The organism is Armatimonadota bacterium, assembly GCA_029907255.1.
Lineage (GTDB): Bacteria > Armatimonadota > UBA5829 > DTJY01 > DTJY01 > JAIMAU01.
This window is the reverse complement of the sequence record JARYMF010000010.1, coordinates 28,820-48,048: the sequence shown is the minus strand read 5'-3', so window position 1 is coordinate 48,048 and position 19,229 is coordinate 28,820. Positions and strand designations below refer to the sequence as shown.

Here is a 19,229-nt window from a genome sequence, read left to right as displayed (position 1 = left end):
ATTGCGTTTGCTGGCGGAATCGTCTAGATTAATGTTAGACATGTTGAATTGGCTATAATCTCAGCGGGCCGCATCGCCACAATTACTTTGCCCAGAGTAAAATCTGCAAAATTTATTGGACGATTGGTTGGGTTAGTCCTTCGATTTAACTTCCATATCCTGGCAAAAGGAATTCTTTTGCCATTCAGGAATAATCCATGTTGTATGCATTAATTTGGAGGTAAGAACAAATGAAGTTATTTTCGCTTGGTGCGTTGATATTGCTAGCGGTTGGCATAAACTCCGTGTTCGCGGCAGATGCTTCGGTTGAGATTCCCCAATACCCTGGAGCAAAGCTTGCCAATCAGGACCTGCGTGGCGGTGCTAGTGTGTTTGAATATAACTTGCCAGCGAATGCAAAGCCGATCGAAGTTTGGGCGTTCTACAAAACCAAGATGGGTCTTGGCACGGGTTGGGTTTATACTGTTAATTGTGATACGCCTTGGGGGCTAGTGCGCGTATGCAAACCTAAGCAAGCAAATCGAACTTTAGGCATTGCGGTTGCAAAATCTCGACTTTTTATTTTCAATGCCCCCACGGAATTTGGCGCAGAAAGCTTAAACGATTGGCTAAATGACATAATGCTCCAAATCATGCCCCCGGTTGCAATCGTGGATGGCCAACCGATTAGCAGTCGTGATTACTACCGGCGTCTTGAGCGCATTCCATTAAGCGTTGAAGGAAATATTAGTGGCTTATCGGTTTTAAGAGACCTAATAAGCGAATCCCTCCAGGCAAAGCTAGCGGAAAGGGAGAGTGTCGTTCCTACTGCTGAGCAAATCGAGGAAGCTTGGCAGGCAACCGTTAAGATTCCTGAGATTGCACGCCAATTTACAGAGGGAAGCCTAACCCAAGACGAGATGAGGGAGATGATTCGCATTCAACAAACGCAATACAACCTTGCTACTAAGGGCGTTGTAGTTACTGATAAGGAGGTAGAGGAATACTATAACCAACACAAAGCTGAAGAATTCACCGTACCTGAGCAAGCTGTCGTTGCCGCTATTTTTGCGAAAAACAAGGACATTGCGGATAAAGCCGCCCAGATGTTAAGAGAGGGCAAAGATTTCGGCGAGGTGGCGTTGGAGTTGTCGGATGACAAAGTTTCGGCGAAGGCAGGCGGGCGCCTAAGGAGACCAATTACGCGCGGCAGCCAGGAGGTGCCCAAGGAAGTTCAGGATATCGTACTGAGCACACCTGTTGGTCAATGGACTGACCCAATTGAGGCAGGCGGCGGCGAGTACGTTATCTTCAAAGTGTTGGATAAGAAAGAAGCTGTGGTTAGACCCTTAGAAGAAGTGCGCATCCACATCCGTCAAAAACTAATGCTTGAGAAAGGCAAGTCGGCTAACGATTTGAACCAATTAATGCAGCAAGCATGGAGGGATGCGACAATCAAAATCAATCTCAGACGCTATCAAACGGCGATTTTCAATTTGGTAAAAGGTTCAGAATAAACAAAGAAATAACCCTGCCGGTCTTTTTCGGCCGGCAGGGTTTCGTCGGGAGGTTCTACGATAACATCCAAGACGCTAAGCTATGACAATTGCAGTCGGTATCGGTCTGAAAGGAGAAAAAGGTTCTGTAATCAGTTCTTCAACTTTCAATACGTTTTTTCACGTCGTCCTAGTTCCCGAATTTGGGTATTATTCCAAAAAAGTAGAGAAAGTCTGTAGTTTTTGAATCGACCGCATAGGGTTGTGGAAGGGCGATGGAGACTCAACAAAAAGTTACCAAAAAAGAGCGGATAATTGAGCTGTATGACCGTGGTCTCGATGTGGAGGCAATAGCCGATGCTTTAAATACCGACCGCAGTTATGTGGCAAATGTACTCATCAAGTCTGGCCGACCGGTCGAGTATGAGAATCTGTATGTAACTACGAGCGGTCGTACATATTCGGAAGAAGCCAGACGACTCTCAGGTATTCTTCGGTTCAAAGACCCCGCAGCTGCACAAGAATCCGTCAGACTGCTCGATGAAGCGTACAAGCAGTTCGAACGCGAAGGAAATAAACGTGGGCAGCATCATGTCCAAATGCTTGCGTTAATAGGCAAAAATCGAGCTGAGGGAATCGGAAAAACAGTCGAAGCGGCAATATTCCGCGATTGGCTCATTCGAACCCTCCGACGCCAGCAGTGCGAAGAAGAAGAGCAAGCCGAACGAGCATCATAAACACCTCTGCATCCTCATTCTAAACGTTGCATCACCAATTTCCCTGTGGTAGAATGTGCCATCGAAGAAACCTACCTTCGGGTACGGAGACCATAGATGGCAGAAGTCAAAACAATCTTGGCAACCGATTGCGGAAGTACTACTACAAAAGCAATTCTCATTGAAAAACAAGGCGATGAATACCGACTTGTGGTTCGCGGCGAGGCTCCCACGACTGTTGAAGCTCCGTTTGACGATGTAACGGTCGGGGTGGTGAATGCTGTTCGCGAGGTCGAAGAACTTTCTGGCCGAAAGATACTTTTCGAGGGGTCGAATCCTGGAGAAGGAATTAAAATTCAAGTGCCCACAAAAGATGGCGTAGGCGTAGACATGTATCTGTCAACATCCAGCGCGGGCGGCGGCCTCCAAATGACCGTTGCAGGCGTTGTGAAAATGATGAGCGCCGAAAGTGCTCAAAGAGCAGCGCTCGGAGCAGGGGCGATTATCATGGATACTATAGCCATTGATGACGGGCGCAAGGAGTATCAGAAGGTCGAACGCATTCGTCAGCTTAGGCCCGATATGATACTAATGTCTGGCGGCACTGACGGTGGGACGGTCAAACACCTCGTTGACATAGCTGAAATGCTTATTTCCGCCGACCCCAAGCCGAGACTCGGGATTGGCGTTAAACTTCCTGTAATCTATGCGGGGAATAAGGATGCTGTGGAAGCAGTCAAGCAGATACTTGGCGACCGCGTTGACCTTCGTGTCGTGCCTAATCTGCGTCCAACTCTCGACCGCGAGAACCTTCAACCAGCGCGTGAGGCAATCCATGAGCTGTTCCTCCAGCACGTTATGCAACAAGCTCCTGGCTACAGCAAGCTGATGACTTGGACAAGCTCTGGAATCATGTCCACCCCGAATGCTGTCGGCAAAATAATACAAACAATTGCCGAGCAGGAGAAAATCAATGTGCTAGCAGTTGATATAGGTGGTGCGACAACTGATGTGTTTTCCGTTTTTTCTGGCGTATTTACTCGTACTGTCAGCGCAAACTTAGGCATGAGCTACTCCATTTGCAACGTCCTCGCCGAAGCTGGGATAGAAAATATCCGTCGCTGGATTCCATTCCTTGCCGATGAGGGGTATGTAAGGAATCAACTTCGCAATAAGATGATTCGACCAACAACGATTCCCCAGACTCTTCGCGATCTTTATATCGAGCAGGCAGTCGCACGCGAGGCCCTCAGACTTGCATTTGAACATCATAAATCGCTTGCCCGTGAGCTCAAGGGCGTCCAGCAGGTTCGGACAATCGCCGATGCTATTAGCCAAGAAGGTACGGGCAAAACACTTGTTCATTTGATGGACCTCGATATGATTGTCGGCAGTGGTGGAATCCTAAGCCACGCTCCGAGGAGGGCAGAGGCTGCTCTTATGATGCTTGATGCCTATCAACCTGAGGGAGTAACAATGTTGGCAGTGGATTCGATATTTATGATGCCCCAGCTCGGAATACTCTCGACCATCATGCCCGAGGCGGCATCTCAGGTTTTTGAGCGTGATTGCCTCATTAAATTAGGAACCTCAATTGTTCCCGTAGGTATAGGCAAGGAGGGGCAGACGGCTTGCACCGTAGCAGTCAGGTATCGAAAATCACAAGAGAGTGAAGCAAAGACCTATACCATTCCATTCGGAAGCATCAAAGTGATTCCATTAGGCGTGGGTGAAAAAGCGGAAGTTGCGATTACTCCTGCCAGAGGTTTTGATGTTGGTTCAGGGCGAGGTCGCTTGCACACTGTTGAGGTTGAGGGCGGAGTGGTCGGTCTGATAATAGACGCACGGGGTCGTCCGCTGGTTATTCCTTCGGAGGATGATAAACGCATTGCCAAGTTGCGAGAATGGATGGAGGCATTAGGGCTAAGACCGGAGTAAAGCATGGGAACAGCATATACACCAGGACTTAAAGTTAGTTCGAAAACGACAATACGCAAGATGAGGCGCCTGCCTCTAAAAGGAGAGGTTTGCGTAAAGGTTGGCGACCACGTCCTGCCTGACACAGTTGTCGCCCGGACAGAACTTCCCGGCGTAATGCAGACCGTTCGCGTGGCAGAGTACCTAGGGATTGAGCCATCGGAGATTGAGCGCGTACTTAAGGTTGCCATTGGCGACGAAGTCGAACCCGGGACAGTCCTCGCTGAGAGCCGATCTTTCTTCGGCCTGTTCAGAAACGAGTGTAAGTCTCCAATTGCTGGCACGGTTGAAATGATCTCGCCAATCTCGGGACATGTAGGCATTCGATACAAGCCAACATTGGTTGAGGTCAAGGCTTATATAGAAGGCGATATCGTTGAGGTTTTGCCGGAGGAAGGCGTCGTAGTCGAGACCACTGGTGCACTTATACAGGGAATCTTCGGAGTGGGCGGCGAGCGTCTGGGAGAAATTAAGGTAATAGTAGCTCAACCTGGTGAAATTGTAGACGAGGATGCAATCACTGGTGATCTCGCCGGAAAGGTAATCGTCGCGGGCGCTAATATTACTGGCACGGCCATAAGAAAAGCCGCCGGGATTGGGGTCGCAGGAATAGTGGTTGGCGGAATTATAGACAAAGACCTTGTTGATTACCTCGGTTACGACATAGGCGTTGCCATCACAGGACATGAGGAAATCCCAACAACGCTAATAGCAACCGAGGGCTTTGGTGTGATGCGAATGGCACATCGTACTTTTGAGCTTCTTAAATCGCTCGAAGGACGGCAGGCGTCAATTAACGGCGCAACCCAAATACGCGCTGGAGTAATCCGTCCCGAAATAATCGTGCCTATTAAAAACATTGTTGTTGCCAGCGTAGATTCCTCGGGTGAGCAAACTCTTGAATTGGGAACAAGGATACGTATTATTCGCGAGCCTTATTTTGGCATGCTTGGCGAGGTAGTAGCATTGCCGCCTGAACCAGTGCTAATTGAATCGGGGGCAAAGGTTCGAACCCTAAAAGCCAAGCTTGAGAACGGCGAGGACGTTACAGTTCCACGCGCGAATGTTGAGATAATACAAGAGTAGTCTTTCAACTTTTAAGGTTGTGGCTCATAGAAGACAACTAAGTTCTTAAATTAAGTTCTTGGTTAAGGAGTCCTACTATGTTTTCAAGAAGACGTGTTTTGTTTAGGCTTCCACATTCTTTATTGGCGCTTGCCCTCTTGGTGCTTACTGCATGCAACTTGTATGCAGGAGAATGGACAAAAGAGTTAGCGCCAGGTGTTGTGCTAACTCAGATTGTAAAAGAATGTTCTGGGCCAAATGATAATACAATTCCCCGAATCATAAATATTGTAAAAGTTGACCCTAAAGCCCCTGGAATTAAAATTAAAATGGTACTTGGCGGTGATTGTGTTTGGGGTCTCGACAAGACAAAAGGCCGTGAGACAATTGGCTCCATGGCTAAGCGCCTTCGTGCAATTGCTGTTCTAAATACAGATTTTTGCAATTGGACCGGCGATCCACTAGGTCTTCACATTAGCGGAGGAGAGCTCGTCAGCGAACCATATCCAAATCGGACGATGTTTGGCATTACATCCGATGGTCAGTACTTATTCGACCGCCTCGAATTCGATGCTCGAATCATTCTCCCCGATGGCAGGTGGTTTCCGATAAGGGGCATAAATCGGCCCCGGGGCGATCACGAGATGGTTGTCTATACGCCGAAGTTTTTCAAGAGCACATGCACAGAGTCAAATGGCTCAGAGGCAGTTGTAATTTCGCCCGACCTTCCCATCAGGCTTGGTGTTCCCCTAAAGGGCACTGTTACCTGCGTAAATCCCGACGCGGGTGATACGCCCATACCCGAAAACGGCATTGTGCTCTCTGGTAGAGGCACAGGTTCGGACTTTATTAAAGAGAATTTAAAAGAAGGCGTAGAGTTGACTTTGCAGTTCAATGTCAAAGGTGAAACGACAACCGGTTGGGAAAAGGTCATAGAGGCAACTGGTGGTACCCCCAGGCTTGTTCGTAATGGCAAGATAAGCTTAGAAGTTGAAAAGGAAAACCTAACGCTGGATTCCAAATTTGTTACCGTTACCCATCCTCGCTCGGCACTCGGCGTAACAGCAGATGGGAAACTTGTGCTAGTTACAGTTGATGGCAGGCAAGAGGTAAGCACCGGCATGCCTCTGAAGGACCTAGCGGAACTAATGCTTTCCATAGGATGTGTTGATGCAATGAATCTCGATGGCGGAGGTTCAACAACCCTTTCCACGTGGTTTGGCACGCTCAATAGCCCCTCGGATGGCTGGCTTCGTCCACTTCCCAATGCGCTCGCTGTCTTTGCCGAAGAGGCTGAGGATTTCGACGTTCCCGAATTTACTATATCAGCCCCATCTGCTCCCATAGTAGCTGGGTCAACTGTCCGCCTAAGCCTTGTAGATTCATCTGGCCAGCCTATTGATCCAAAGTTAGCAGAAAAGGCAATCTGGAGCATGAACGGCGTTACAAACTTCGTGGACCAGGGAGGAGTGCTCCACGCCGGAAGGGTTGGCGAGACTGAGATTGTTGTAAAGTTAGATGGCAAAATTGCGTCTCTACCTATTGAGGTAATTTCAAAGGCGACGGGTAAGCTCACTGCAGAATTGATTCCAGACCCTTCGGGTGATGCTAATAAGAGTATCCTTAACGTTTTGGTCGTTGATGCTGCTGGGAAACCGGTGCAGGATTGCATGGTTTCAGTCAAAGTTACCGGCGGCGCCTCTGACCAGCCGTGGAAAAACACAAATGCCGATGGCAAAGCTTCTTTTGCAATTACTTGGGAAGAAGGCACCTCAGGCGAAGTTACCGCAAGCGTTGAGGGACTAACTCCGTTTACAATAAAAAGACAGTAGTAGGCAGTAGTCTAGTTGACACCCTAAGAAGCGTCGTGTTATACTTTTTGCGTTACCTGGGTGGCTTAAGAGGCTTGTCAAAAGGATGCGACAGTTGCCAAAACGCTGAATTCCCGGTTTATCATGCGCGGACAAATCATAGGATTGCTTTCTAAAATTTGCCTCTTGTTACTCCTCGGCGTTTCATCATTCGCCGCGACTGAGGATTTGTTACTGATAAACCCTCCCCAACAGAGTATTCCAGAATCTCCCCCAGGCGACCGAGTCAAATGCGAACTGGGAAACCTTAATGAATGGATACCTGCTGCTTTCTCTGGGGCGGAATACCGCATAGGGCCGGGGGACACGCTTAGTATTAATGTTCAGGGCAAGGCGACACTCGGCTACAAAGCGCGTCCGGATGCTAAGGCAGGCGAATCTCCTGATGAGGTGACGGTTACACCTGGAGGAGATATCTATCTTCCTTTGGCTGGCAAAATACAAGCGGCTGGCAAAACGGTTTCTGAACTTGAAGACGCTATACGCCAGCGATTGAGTACTTATATCAAACATTTTGAAGTTTCAGTCGCAGTTTCGAATGTCCGCACAATCAATGTATGGATAAGCGGTGAGGTTGAAAACGCTGGCCCACGAATACTGCCGGCAGTATGTACCGCTAGCCTTGCTGCTCTTCAGGCGCAAATTAAGCCAACAGGTTCGACTCGGCGAATCGAAGTCATCCGAAATGGCTCGAAAAAGATTGTTGACCTTTACAAAATAATTGTAACAGGTAATCCGCAAAATGACATATGTCTTGAACCCGGCGACACCTTGCATGTTCCTGCAGTGACCGACTATCTCGAGGTAACAGGCGAAGTCACGCGTCCGGGCAGATATGAGATGGTTTCGCTTGACGGGAAAACAGATGAATTCACCGTTTCCGACCTAATTAGCTTGGCGCTTGGAACTACCCCTGCTGCCGCTCGAGACAAGGCTTTCATCGAACGAATTGGCGAAGACGGACGGAAGTTTGCGATAAATGTGAATCTGCTTTCAAAGACGAATGATATTGCACTTAAGCCAGGAGATGTTTTGGTGGTCCCCTCGATTTCTGCATTCCAGCCTATTGTACGGTTGATTGGAGAATTCAAAGGCGATGGGGTATACCAGCGCGCTCCTGGTTCAACGACGACTGATATCGAAAACAAAAGTGGAATTTACTTCCTCAAGCAAGGCCAGACTGTTAAAAATGTTATTACGGCAACCGGAGGGGTCACTCCGCAAGCTGATCTCAAACGAGCACGAATCGAGCGCTTCGAGAACGGCGTCTTGAAGAATATTCCTGTTGATCTCGAACGCCTTCTTTTGCAAAACGACGACACGGCGGATGTTGTACTGCAAAATGGAGATTCGCTAGTACTTCCTGCACTTGCTGACAAAATTCACGTGTTTGGTGAGGTCAAGAAACCGGGGTCATATATATATAGTCCCAACCGAAGACTGGTTGACTATCTGGGGGATGCTGGTGGTACTACAGACATAGCCAAGCTAACAGAAGTTAGCATTGTCCGCGGCGGCTTTGAAAAACCTATAATCTTGAAGGTCAACGCCAAGCAAGCAATTATGAGAGGAACAATTAAAAGTAATCCTGTGCTTGAACCTGGCGATATTATTTACGTGCCCTCTAAGTTTATAGGGGGCTGGCGTGATGCGATGCAAATGGTATTTTCTAGCTTAAGCCTAATTACATTATTCCGCCGGCTCTAGGCGTTGGAAAGCCAATGGATGAGATAAACCTTGCTGACTACTTATATGTGTTAAAGCGGCGCAAGCGGACCGTGCTTGGGATACTTGTTGCTGTGATGATTATTTCAGGCATAGTGTTCGCCATCATGCCCCGCACATATCAGGGCAAGGCAACGCTCCTTTTCCCCGAACGTCGCACTAATGCATTAAGTTCCCAACTTGCTTCTCTTGTTGGCGGTATACCGTTACTTGGTGAGTCTCCTTCGCTTGCTGGGCGAAACGTTTGCATTACCGTTCTTCGTAGCCGCACTGTGAACGAGAATATTTGCAAACGTCTTAATTTGAACCAGTACGGATTAACCTATAAAGATTTACAGGAAAATCTTTACATCGAAACGCCAAAAGAAGGCGGATTGAATATCACATGTGAAGTGCCTACTTCCTGGCTTAAAGGTCATATAAGCAAAAGTGAAGTCGGTGAGGCTGCTGCGCGCCTTGCAGCTGATATCGCAAATTGTTATCTTAGCGAGCTTCAGCTGTTTGACCAAATGAACTCGCGGTTACTGGGGCGAACCGATCGAATGTTCTTTGAGAGTCAGCTACAGCGCTCGAAGAACGAGCTAGCTAAAGCTGAAGAGCGGCTTGAGAAGTTCCAAAAAGCAAATCCAACGCTAATGCCACCAGACAAAGCTTCGTTGTACGCCAACCAAGCGCTCGAACTAGCATCCCAGCAGATACAGGCTGAGATTGCTCTTCAGGAGGCACAAGGGCAAATCGCCCGCGCACGCGCCACATGGACAGCCGGCGCACCTTCTGAGCTTTCACCCGAGGCTGTCATGGATAATCCCGTCATTTCAGAACTTAAAGCTAACCTTGCAAAGTTGGAGGTTAGGCGCGCAACGTTGCTGGAGGATTTCACCGAAAACCACCCGGATGTAGTTGCTTTGGACCAGGAAATCAAAAAGACTTACGATAGGATACAAGAAGAAGTTTCGCACATCATAGCTGGGAAGGCTGGAAGCACAAGCCCTGCACATCAGGAACTAGTCAAGCAATTAGTTTTGTTGGAAATTAACGGCGAAGGTTTAGAATCTAGAAAATCCGCGCTGAATTCTGCACTGGCAAGGGTTGAACGTCAATTATCTAATCTGCCTCCGTTAGAAGTGGAATATGGAAGGTTACTACGAGATCTTAAGGCTGCAGAAACGGTTTACATGACGCTCTTGGCGGAGTATGCCAAAGCTCGTGTAAATGAGGAGCGGGATGCAGAGTCGTTTATTGTCGTTGACAAGCCGGTTGTTCCGACTGGGCCTGCGAAACCCTCGGTGAAACTGTTCTTTCTCGCGAGCCTGGTGTTGGGACTTTTTGGTGGCGTGTTCATAGCTGTCGTTCAAGAAGGCTTTGCAGGTACGTCAGGCGAATTTAGAAAAGCTAAAGGGATTCCACAAAAGCAACCTCGTGAGAAGGAGGTTTGAATGGAGCAGATTTGTGTGCTGGGACTTGGGTATATAGGGCTTCCTACGGCCACGTTAGCAGCTTCAAGTGGCTACAAAGTCAGAGGAGTGGACATAGATCCCAATGTAATCAATTGCCTTTCCGCCGGGCGCGCACATATTGCCGAGCCAGAGCTTCAGGCATCAGTTGCTCGCGTAATTGCTGATGGTTCGTTGACGGTCAGCAGTTCTCCATGTCCGGCTGATGTTTTCTTGATTGCAGTTCCCACGCCAATAAAAGAAGATAAGACCGCCGACTTAAACTGCGTTACTAATGCTGCCCGAATGATATCCGGAAACCTTCAAAGTGGTGCGTTAGTTATCGTCGAGTCGACTGTACCACCTGGCACTACAAGTAATGTTGTTATTCCAATTTTAGAAGAATCGGGTTTGAGCGCCGGGAAGGATTTTTATGTAGCTTATTGTCCAGAACGGGTACTTCCAGGGAAGATAATAATTGAGCTAATGAACAACGACCGTGTGATTGGTGGTTTAAATACCGAATCGGCAGTTCGTGCAGCAAGATTTTATCGCAGGTTTGTTCGTGCAGATATGTATATTACCAACTTAATCACTGCCGAAATCGTAAAGCTTGTCGAGAACGCATTTAGAGATGTGAATGTAGCTTTTGCTAATGAAATTTCATTGATTTCCCAGCAATTAGGAGCGAATGTTTGGGAAGTGATTGATCTTGCAAACAAACATCCGCGTGTAAACATACTGAACCCCGGTCCTGGCGTTGGCGGTCATTGTATAGCAGTTGACCCGTGGTTTCTTGTGGAAAGCGTGCCCGAAGCTACCGCTCTTATAAAAGCAGCAAGGCAACTTAATGACTCAATGCCGGAGCGAATAATATCGTGGGTTGAGTCAGTGGTTCCACCTGGCGCAAAGATTGCTTGTTTAGGAGCGGCATATAAAGCCAATGTAGGTGATATTCGTGAAAGCCCTGCGCTCCGTATTATTTACAGCCTTAAGGAAAAGGGATATGAGCTGTTTGTGGTTGACCCATATGTGGAAAATCTCAATGGCTTGGTACTTGTGCCTCTCAACGAGGCATTAGATAGCGCTGATTGTTTGCTCCTATTAGTAGATCATGATGAGTTCAAAAGCTTGGATATAGACCGCTTGCGTGAAAAGTTCGGCAATGGAAGGTTGATTGATACAAGAGGTATTTGGGCAAAAGGCCGAACTATTAGGGTTAGCTAAATTACTAAATCATGAAAAACAAAATTGCCGGATTTGAGGAAAAAGAAAAATTAACCGAGCAGCCAGTGCGGCCTGACTACCTTATTTTTGGTAGCCCGAGGATAGAAGAGGACGAGATTGAAGAAGTTGTAGCGAGTCTAAAAAGTGGCTGGCTAGGAACTGGACCAAAGGTTGCAAAGTTTCAATCTGACTTTCGTGACTACATCGGTTGTAAACACGCCATTGCATTAAACTCGTGCACCGCAGGGCTTCATCTTTCTCTTCTAGTTAGTGGCGTTGGTCCTGGTGACGAAGTCATCACTACACCAATGACCTTTGCCGCGACCGCTAATTCAATAATTCATGTGGGCGCAAAGCCTGTCTTTGTGGATATCGAACTGCCTTCGATGAACATAAATCCTGCTTTGATTGAGAGTGCAATCACTGAACGCACAAAAGCTATTATTCCCGTGCACTTTGCAGGTCGGCCGTGCGATATGGATAAGATTATGAAGATAGCAAAAAAGCATGGCCTTATCGTTATTGAGGATGCGGCGCATGCAATTGAAGCGTGGTATCATGGACAGAAAATTGGCAATATAGGGGACCTAACCTGTTTCAGCTTCTACGTGACGAAGAACATTATCACCGGCGAAGGCGGGATGGTAACTACCAATAACGACGAATGGGCAGATGCCATTCGCATCTACAGCTTGCATGGGCTGAGCAAGGACGCATGGAAGCGCTATTCTGACGACGGATTCAAGCATTACCAAGTAGTTGCCCCGGGTTACAAATACAATATGATGGACATCCAAGCCGCAATAGGATTCCATCAATTAAGAAAAATAGCAAAATACCATCGCCGACGTAAAGAAATATGGGAGACTTACGACCGAGAATTCTCAAGTTTGCCGATGGATCTTCCACCACCTGAAGAAAAAGATACTGTTCATGCTAGACATCTTTACACGCCACTACTGCGCATCGATGAGATTGATATCTCAAGAGACGAATTTCAACAACGATTGCACAAAATGAACATTGGTACGGGAATTCACTTTGTATCATTGCATTTGCACCCATATTATGCCGAGACATTTGGTTATCAGCCAGAGGATTTTCCAAATGCTTTGGAAGTTTCACGCCGGACGATTTCGCTTCCGCTTTCAGCCAAATTGACTGAAGAGGATGTTAATACCGTAATTCTGGCTGTCCGTCGGGCATTTCAAGCCTGATGAATAGCCAACTCTTTAGCATTGTTGCCGCACGCCTTTCCCGCACCTGTTTTTAATATTGAGACTTAGAAAACAATGGAATTTTATAAGGCTTGCTTTTAACATGGATTTTCCAACAGAAAAGGAAATTTATGAGGGATTAAATGAATAACCTGCCGAAGTTTTCTAGGGAATCAAAGGCTATTGTCTTTCCTGCTGGCACGGTCGCCGGGTATGGGCATATTCAATCACTTGGACTTGCTGGAATTCCCGTAGTTGCTGCTAATCCGGATAAGTGTGACAGTTTCTATTCACGCTATGTCGTAGAACGGCACATTGTCCCCGATCCACTTAAGGACCATGAGGCTTTTGTTCAATGGCTCGTTGAATATGGGAAAAACCAAGAATCAAAGCCGGTGCTCTTTATGGCAGAGGATGTTTTTGCATATATTGTAAGTCTTTATCAGGTTGAACTTTCGCCAGTATGCCTATATCCCTACCTGCCACTTGATAAGCTTGACCGATTCTTTAATAAAGAACATATGCTAAGGTTTGCTGAACAGGCGGGAGTGCCCCTTCCGCTAACGTTAACAAACCCAACTAGGAATCAGCTATTAGAGTGGGACGCCTTCCCGGCGATAATTAAACCTCTGGTGGCTAGGTTCACGTTTAAAGGCAGAAAGCTCATCAATACAGGAAGGTTTCAACATCTATTTGGCTCGAAAGCAGCAAAAGTTAACAACCGCCAGGAATTGCTTGAAAAGGCGGCAATGGTGGAGGAAGCAGAAATAGCCTATTTTGTTCAGGAATACCTATACGTACCCAATCGCGAGCTCCCAACTATTAAGTTCGTAGCGGCAGAGGACCATTCTATCCCGGCAGTTTTTATTGGGCGCAAGGTTCGTCAGTGGCCTGCTGACTTCGGTACATGCACAGTCGGTGAGTCTGATTACATCCCTGAGATATATAGTTTAACCGAGCGGTTCTTAAAAGCTATTGAGTACGTTGGTCCTGGTGGCATTGAGTTTATTTGGAATAAGAAAGAAGGAAAATGGCAATTTATCGAACTTAATCCGCGTCTAGATTTTTGGATTGGTATGGCGGCATTAAAAGGCGTAAACCTTCCGCTTCAGCAATATCTCCTCAGCACAGGTCAGCATCTGTTTACTGCTAGGCAGCGTGATGGCGGTAGGTATTGGATTGACATCATCGGCGACTGGGAGGATTGGAAATGGAGGCGAAATAATCCTGAATGGAAGGTTTCGCTTTGGGAAAGGCTTAAGCCTTATTTCTACTTTAATGAGGCTGTTTTCAGTTGGAAAGATCCCATTCCAGGCGCACGTAGGCTTGCACGGCCTATAGTTAGAAGGTTTCTTAGGCCATTAAAGGCAGTAATTCAATGCGCCAGATACATCAGCCGAAAGGCTCCTATTGACCCTATGCCGACCTATAATGATTATTGGAACCGCCGTATAGAGGATGGAAGTTCGAGGGCTTTCTATCCAAGGTTTGAAATTGCGGCAAATATGATTCGGCCTACGGATAATATTTTGGATTATGGATGCGGCAGTGGAGAATTTCTAAGATATCTTAAAAGCAAAGGTTATAAGAATATAGCAGGTTGTGATGTTTGCAAACCCGCTGACTTCCCAAGGGAAATACCTTTCTTTAACGAAAATGAGCTTTTTCGTAATATGCATTTTGACGTAGTAACCATGCTTCAAGTCATCGAACACATCCCTGATGCTGAAGATGCTATCGCAAAGATGTTTACCATATCCAATAAAATTGTTGTCTCAATTCCAAATTGTGGCTATTGGCAGCACAGGCTCCGGTTGCTTTTTGGCAGGGTGCCCATTACCGATGTGTTATACCATATGAAGGAACATGTGAGGTTATGGACCCACAAGGATTTCATGGATGTATGCCAGAGCTTTGGTTGGAAAGTTCGGTTTGCAAGAGCCGCTGTTCCACAAAATAGTATTTTAGCTCGATTTTTTCCAAGTTTATTCGCGAGACAGATGATTTATTTGTTAGATAAAAATGAAGATTAAGTTGGATTTGTCACGATAACCAATAGAAAAACTTTAATTTTGCCATTCCGAAGGGATGTGTAGTAATAAAAACTAAATTTCCCCAAGAATGATAGCGGCTTTGGAATCAGCATGGAGCTTTCCAAAGCCTTGTTTGTAATGATCTTGCAGAAATGCTAGCGTCTGTTGAAGAGCTGTTAGTCATCCTGGAGGCAGACGGTTAATATGATTATAAATCTACGGCGGAACCGTGTGATAAAGATTGCAGAGCGGTTTTATAATCTGTGTCGGCCTGGAAGAATATGTGTTTTTGAGACGGAAGCCGGGCTAAAATGCCTTTTCGGCCGTTTTAGTTCAAATCGGCTGGATGAGTATGTAGAGGATGAAATGCCTCTAAAGTCAGCCTTTGTTGATTCTTCTGACCTCTTGCTGTCGGCTGATTTTCTCCGCGACCGCTATACCTTGTGCGGCGTTAGCTTGCTCCAATCGCCGCATTTTAGTTTGATGCAACAGATGGCGTCGGGAACTTTGACGCAAGATTCTGACTACGTTTTGAGATGCAAATCGGGTACTCTCGACTCACGCTTGCCTTTTGACCCCGACCTTGAGCAGTTGCGCCACTGCTTTCAATTGAGGCTAGGGGAGTTAAATGAGAATAAGCCCTTCTATATTTACGTGCGGAGGATAATCTTCAAAGAAAAGCCAGTATATTTAATCGCTGACGGGAAGCACAAGGCGGCGTTGGCAACTTATTTTAATCGCACCGACTGCCTATACTTAAGATTCGTATCGAGCAAAGTCAATCAAGAGCCTTTTTTTAGACAGATATATGACCGCATACTTAGTTTAGATCCTCAAGAGTATTCCATCAATCAGAATTTTATTAGGGCTATTCGAGATGAATACCAGGCTAAGACAGATTGCTGAGAATATCGAAAGGAACCCTTGCGAATCTACAGGGCATATATACCATCCGTTGCCCTTTCCAGAATTCGAACGACTTAAGACGTCAAGTTCGAAGGAGTCTGCCTTTCGTAAATGGCGCTTGATAAATCATTCCCTTCAGTCATTTCCTTCAATAGCTGGATTGCGCGTGCTGGATGTTGGCGCTAATGCTGGGTTCTATTCGTTTAATTTTGCCAAACTGGGCGCACTTGTGGATGCTTATGAGCCGCACAAGCATTATGCCCAATTTGGCGCTCAGATTGCGGAAGCTACTAACCTCCCAGTCCGATGGCATAACAAGAGATTAGAGCAAGCAGATTTGGCGGGCAAAAGCTACGACATTGCCTTGATGCTGAGCGTGTTTCAATGGGTTTCTAGAGGTAACGAAAACCTAGAAGAAGCAAAAGCATTGCTCAGTGCCGTGGCGCACTCTGCAAGAGTTCTATTTTTTGAATTAGGGTGCAACAGCGGTGAAAGTGCCATTCACGTTGCTGAGCGTCCGATTGCTTGGATTTGGCGTTTGCTTAAGGAAAACACTTCGCCGAAGGATGTTGCTTACCTTGGCTCAACCGCTCCATGGGGCAGAGGACGTCGTTTTCTCTTTGCCTGCGCAGAAGATAGACTAAGTTTGACTCTTTGGCAGCGGCTTATCACCTTCGCCTTGCAAAGGTCCTGGATATGTTAAATGAAAAACAACAAACCGCTGATGAGTTAAAGATTAAGACAATTCGTGGAATAGGTTGGAGTGTGGCAGGCCAGGCAGGCAATCAAGTTCTGGCGGCCTTGACAATGATTGTCCTTGCGCGTTTGCTTTCGCCGCGTGAATTTGGCTTGCTGGCGATGGTTGTAGTAATCACAAGCTTTGCCAATATCTTCGCAGAAATGGGATTAGGCTCTGCGTTGGTACAAAAACAAGACATTCGCCAAGAACATTTGTCGTCTGTATTTTGGCTAAACGTGATCGCAGGTTTGATTTTGACTTCGGCATTTATTATCTGTTCACCGCTTATTTCAAACTTCTACGGTGAGCAAATCCTGAGGCCGCTCACTCTTCTAATATCAGCCAATTTTGCGATTGGTTCGCTGAGCATCGTCCAGAGGACCAACTTTGTAAAAACCCTTGATTTCCGCAGGCTTTTCGTTGCTGATATAACAGCGGTTGTAGTTTCTAGCGTTGTGGCTATAACGATGGCTTATGCAGGTGCAGGTGTATGGAGCCTAGCTGCACAATCGGTTGTTCTTACATCGGTGACTGCCGCCATGCTTTGGTTGATGAGTGCTTGGCGGCCTAGTCTCATTTTTCGCTGGAATGCAATAAGGGATCTTTTAGGGTTTGGTGCCAATTTGTTAGGAACCGATGTGCTCAACTACTGGGTTCGAAATATAGATTATTTGCTAATTGGGCGGTTTATTGGTAGCAACCCATTGGGCATTTATAAGAATGCCTACCAGGTTATGCTTTTTCCTTTAACCAATGTATCGCGTGTTATCTCAAGGGTGATGTTCCCGGCGCTTTCTATTATTCAAAATGAAAAGGCACGCGTGAGAAACATATACCTTCAAGTAACCCGAACGATAGCTTTGATAACTTTTCCAATGATGGCAGGCCTCTTTGTTGCCGTGGAACCACTAGTTTTGGCAGTTTTCGGCGCAAAATGGTCAGGAATGATACCTCTGCTTAGGGTATTCTCCATAGTAGGACTAATGCAGTCCATTGGCACACTCAATGGAAACCTGTATCTTTCTCAAGGAAGGGCTGACCTGCAATTCAAGGTCAGCCTTTTCGTTAAAGCAACTGCAGTGCTTGGAATCGTAATTGGTTTGCGTTGGGGAATAATGGGGGTGGCAATTGGTTATGCTGTTGCATCGCTCTTGAATTCTTATCCGGCATTTTATTTCGCAGGAAAACTGGTAAACCTAAGCTATTGGCAACTTTGGCGCAATCTGTTTGGGGTGCTAGGTTGTTCTATTGCCATGGCTGCTGTTGTATTCGGAGTGGGTGTCATATTGCCAACCACGTTGCCTTACGGGGCAAAGCTTGCATGCCAAATAATAATTGGGGTGCTAATTTATTGGCTGTTGATTCATTTTTTAGGCGTCAGAGCATATGTGGAGACACGGGAAATCTTGTTAGATCAATACCGCCGCTTCCGAGAAATGCGCAAACAGCTTGGTGATAGTGATGCCGCAGATGCTGTTAGTGCCAGAGCATTGTGACGTACAAGAGGGTTGGCATTAGCTTTTAATAAATTAATTTATTAAACATGAGTAATCACGTTGTTTTACATGTCGTAGAAACCTATCTTTTTATTACCGGCAGCTGGATTTATTCACAGGTTGCCGAAACAAACCGCTACAGATCCATAGTCGCCGCCAGCAAAATTGAGAATACGGATGTCTTTCCTTTTCCTGACGTTTATAAGTGTAGCCCCCTTATCGAAAATCCGCGTTCGCTATGGCAGTTTGCTGCAAACCGCGCCTTCGAGATGGCGCTAGGCATCAGAAAAAGGAAGTTAACCCATCTCGTCCACAAGTATGGAGCCGCCCTAATTCACGCCCATTTTGGTCCAACAGGATATGGTATGCTTCCCTTAAAAAGGACAACAGGTCTGCCGCTGATAACCGCCTTTTATGGTGCAGATGCATGCCAAATTCCCAACCGTGCTCCGAAATGGCATCGCAGATTTAAAAAGCTGTTTGAGGAAGGCGATTTATTTCTTGCTGAGGGCAATCACATGAAACAAACCCTTATTTCACTAGGATGCCCTAGCGAGAAGGTGGTTGTTCAGCATCTTGGTGTTAATTTGAGTCTTATTCCATTTAAACCACGCCGCCTTTCAGACGACGGCTTAATTAATATCATTGTTGTTGGCACGTTTCGAGAGAAAAAAGGAATTCCCTATGCCTTACGCGCCTTCGCGCGAGTTGCGTCTGACCATCCAAACGTTCGCTTAACCATTGTTGGCGATGGCAGAGTTGGCCCCGAACTTGAGATCAAAGCCGAGATTCTCAAAATAATTGCCGCTGAGTCAATTGCGGATAAAGTTCGCATCACAGGCTACATTCCATACAAGGAGTTTCTCCGCGAAGTAGAGAAGGCACATATTTGTTTAGCTCCTAGTGTAGTCGCTGCGGATGGCGATGCTGAAGGAGGAGCACCGGTTTGTCTTATTGAAATGTCGGCGTCTGGCTTGCCAGTGATTGCAAGTCGGCATTGTGATATCCCTGAGGTCATAATTGACGGCCAATCAGGTTTTCTCGTGCCAGAACGCGATGTCGAGGCGCTTGCCGACCGTCTACGCTTTCTAGTAAATCATCCTGAAATATGGGAGTCTATGGCGATTGCTGGGCGCAAGCATATAGAAGAAAATTATAGCCTTAGAGTAACTATTCCACGTTTAGAAGCCATTTACGACAGGCTACTCCAAGGTATTTTTCTTAATAAATAAATCTATTCGTACCGCAAGACTTTTTGATGGCTCACTAAATAGATTCTTGTGCAATTCTTGAAGCGCTTAATCAAGGGCTAAGTCAAGGAAATAGGTATACCTTTGCAGAAGATAGGT

14 protein-coding genes are annotated in these 19,229 nt (G+C 46.5%); all 14 read left to right on the top strand.

Annotation, left to right across the window (positions count from 1 at the left end):
- The first annotated feature begins 230 nt into the window (after positions 1 to 230).
- On the top strand, positions 231 to 1,496 hold the full coding sequence (locus tag QHH26_10250) for a peptidyl-prolyl cis-trans isomerase (GenBank protein MDH7482337.1): 1,266 nt from the start codon (positions 231 to 233) through the stop codon (positions 1,494 to 1,496).
- A gap of 254 nt (positions 1,497 to 1,750) precedes the next feature.
- The gene (locus tag QHH26_10245) at positions 1,751 to 2,212 is read left to right on the top strand and encodes a hypothetical protein (GenBank protein ID MDH7482336.1); all 462 of its coding nucleotides are present in this window, start codon (positions 1,751 to 1,753) and stop codon (positions 2,210 to 2,212) included.
- Positions 2,213 to 2,308: 96 nt separating this feature from the next.
- Positions 2,309 to 4,129 carry a glutamate mutase L gene (locus tag QHH26_10240; GenBank protein MDH7482335.1) on the top strand — a complete coding sequence of 607 codons (1,821 nt, stop codon included), beginning with the start codon at positions 2,309 to 2,311 and terminating at the stop codon, positions 4,127 to 4,129.
- Between the two features lie 3 nt (positions 4,130 to 4,132).
- Positions 4,133 to 5,254 (top strand): hypothetical protein, encoded by a 1,122-nt coding sequence (locus QHH26_10235; GenBank protein ID MDH7482334.1) that lies wholly within the window; start codon positions 4,133 to 4,135, stop codon positions 5,252 to 5,254.
- Positions 5,255 to 5,331: 77 nt separating this feature from the next.
- The gene (locus tag QHH26_10230; protein ID MDH7482333.1) at positions 5,332 to 7,065 is read left to right on the top strand and encodes a phosphodiester glycosidase family protein; all 1,734 of its coding nucleotides are present in this window, start codon (positions 5,332 to 5,334) and stop codon (positions 7,063 to 7,065) included.
- A 123-nt stretch (positions 7,066 to 7,188) separates the two neighbouring features.
- The gene (locus QHH26_10225; protein MDH7482332.1) at positions 7,189 to 8,811 is read left to right on the top strand and encodes a polysaccharide biosynthesis/export family protein; all 1,623 of its coding nucleotides are present in this window, start codon (positions 7,189 to 7,191) and stop codon (positions 8,809 to 8,811) included.
- A 14-nt stretch (positions 8,812 to 8,825) separates the two neighbouring features.
- The gene (locus QHH26_10220) at positions 8,826 to 10,265 is read left to right on the top strand and encodes a GNVR domain-containing protein (protein ID MDH7482331.1); all 1,440 of its coding nucleotides are present in this window, start codon (positions 8,826 to 8,828) and stop codon (positions 10,263 to 10,265) included.
- Positions 10,266 to 11,489 carry a nucleotide sugar dehydrogenase gene (locus QHH26_10215; protein MDH7482330.1) on the top strand — a complete coding sequence of 408 codons (1,224 nt, stop codon included), beginning with the start codon at positions 10,266 to 10,268 and terminating at the stop codon, positions 11,487 to 11,489.
- Positions 11,490 to 11,500: 11 nt separating this feature from the next.
- Positions 11,501 to 12,706 carry a DegT/DnrJ/EryC1/StrS family aminotransferase gene (locus tag QHH26_10210; protein MDH7482329.1) on the top strand — a complete coding sequence of 402 codons (1,206 nt, stop codon included), beginning with the start codon at positions 11,501 to 11,503 and terminating at the stop codon, positions 12,704 to 12,706.
- A gap of 143 nt (positions 12,707 to 12,849) precedes the next feature.
- Positions 12,850 to 14,739: a methionine biosynthesis protein MetW gene (locus tag QHH26_10205; GenBank protein MDH7482328.1), complete on the top strand. Its 1,890-nt coding sequence runs from the start codon at positions 12,850 to 12,852 to the stop codon at positions 14,737 to 14,739.
- Positions 14,740 to 14,943: 204 nt separating this feature from the next.
- Positions 14,944 to 15,645 (top strand): hypothetical protein, encoded by a 702-nt coding sequence (locus tag QHH26_10200; GenBank protein ID MDH7482327.1) that lies wholly within the window; start codon positions 14,944 to 14,946, stop codon positions 15,643 to 15,645.
- Positions 15,617 to 16,348 carry a class I SAM-dependent methyltransferase gene (locus QHH26_10195; protein MDH7482326.1) on the top strand — a complete coding sequence of 244 codons (732 nt, stop codon included), beginning with the start codon at positions 15,617 to 15,619 and terminating at the stop codon, positions 16,346 to 16,348. Before QHH26_10200 ends, QHH26_10195 begins: the two co-directional genes overlap by 29 nt.
- Complete coding sequence (locus tag QHH26_10190) at positions 16,342 to 17,880, top strand: MOP flippase family protein (GenBank protein MDH7482325.1); 1,539 nt, start codon at positions 16,342 to 16,344, stop codon at positions 17,878 to 17,880. The genes QHH26_10195 and QHH26_10190 overlap by 7 nt, the downstream gene beginning before the upstream one ends.
- Positions 17,881 to 17,927: 47 nt before the next feature.
- The gene (locus QHH26_10185; protein ID MDH7482324.1) at positions 17,928 to 19,112 is read left to right on the top strand and encodes a glycosyltransferase; all 1,185 of its coding nucleotides are present in this window, start codon (positions 17,928 to 17,930) and stop codon (positions 19,110 to 19,112) included.
- Positions 19,113 to 19,229: the final 117 nt, after the last annotated feature.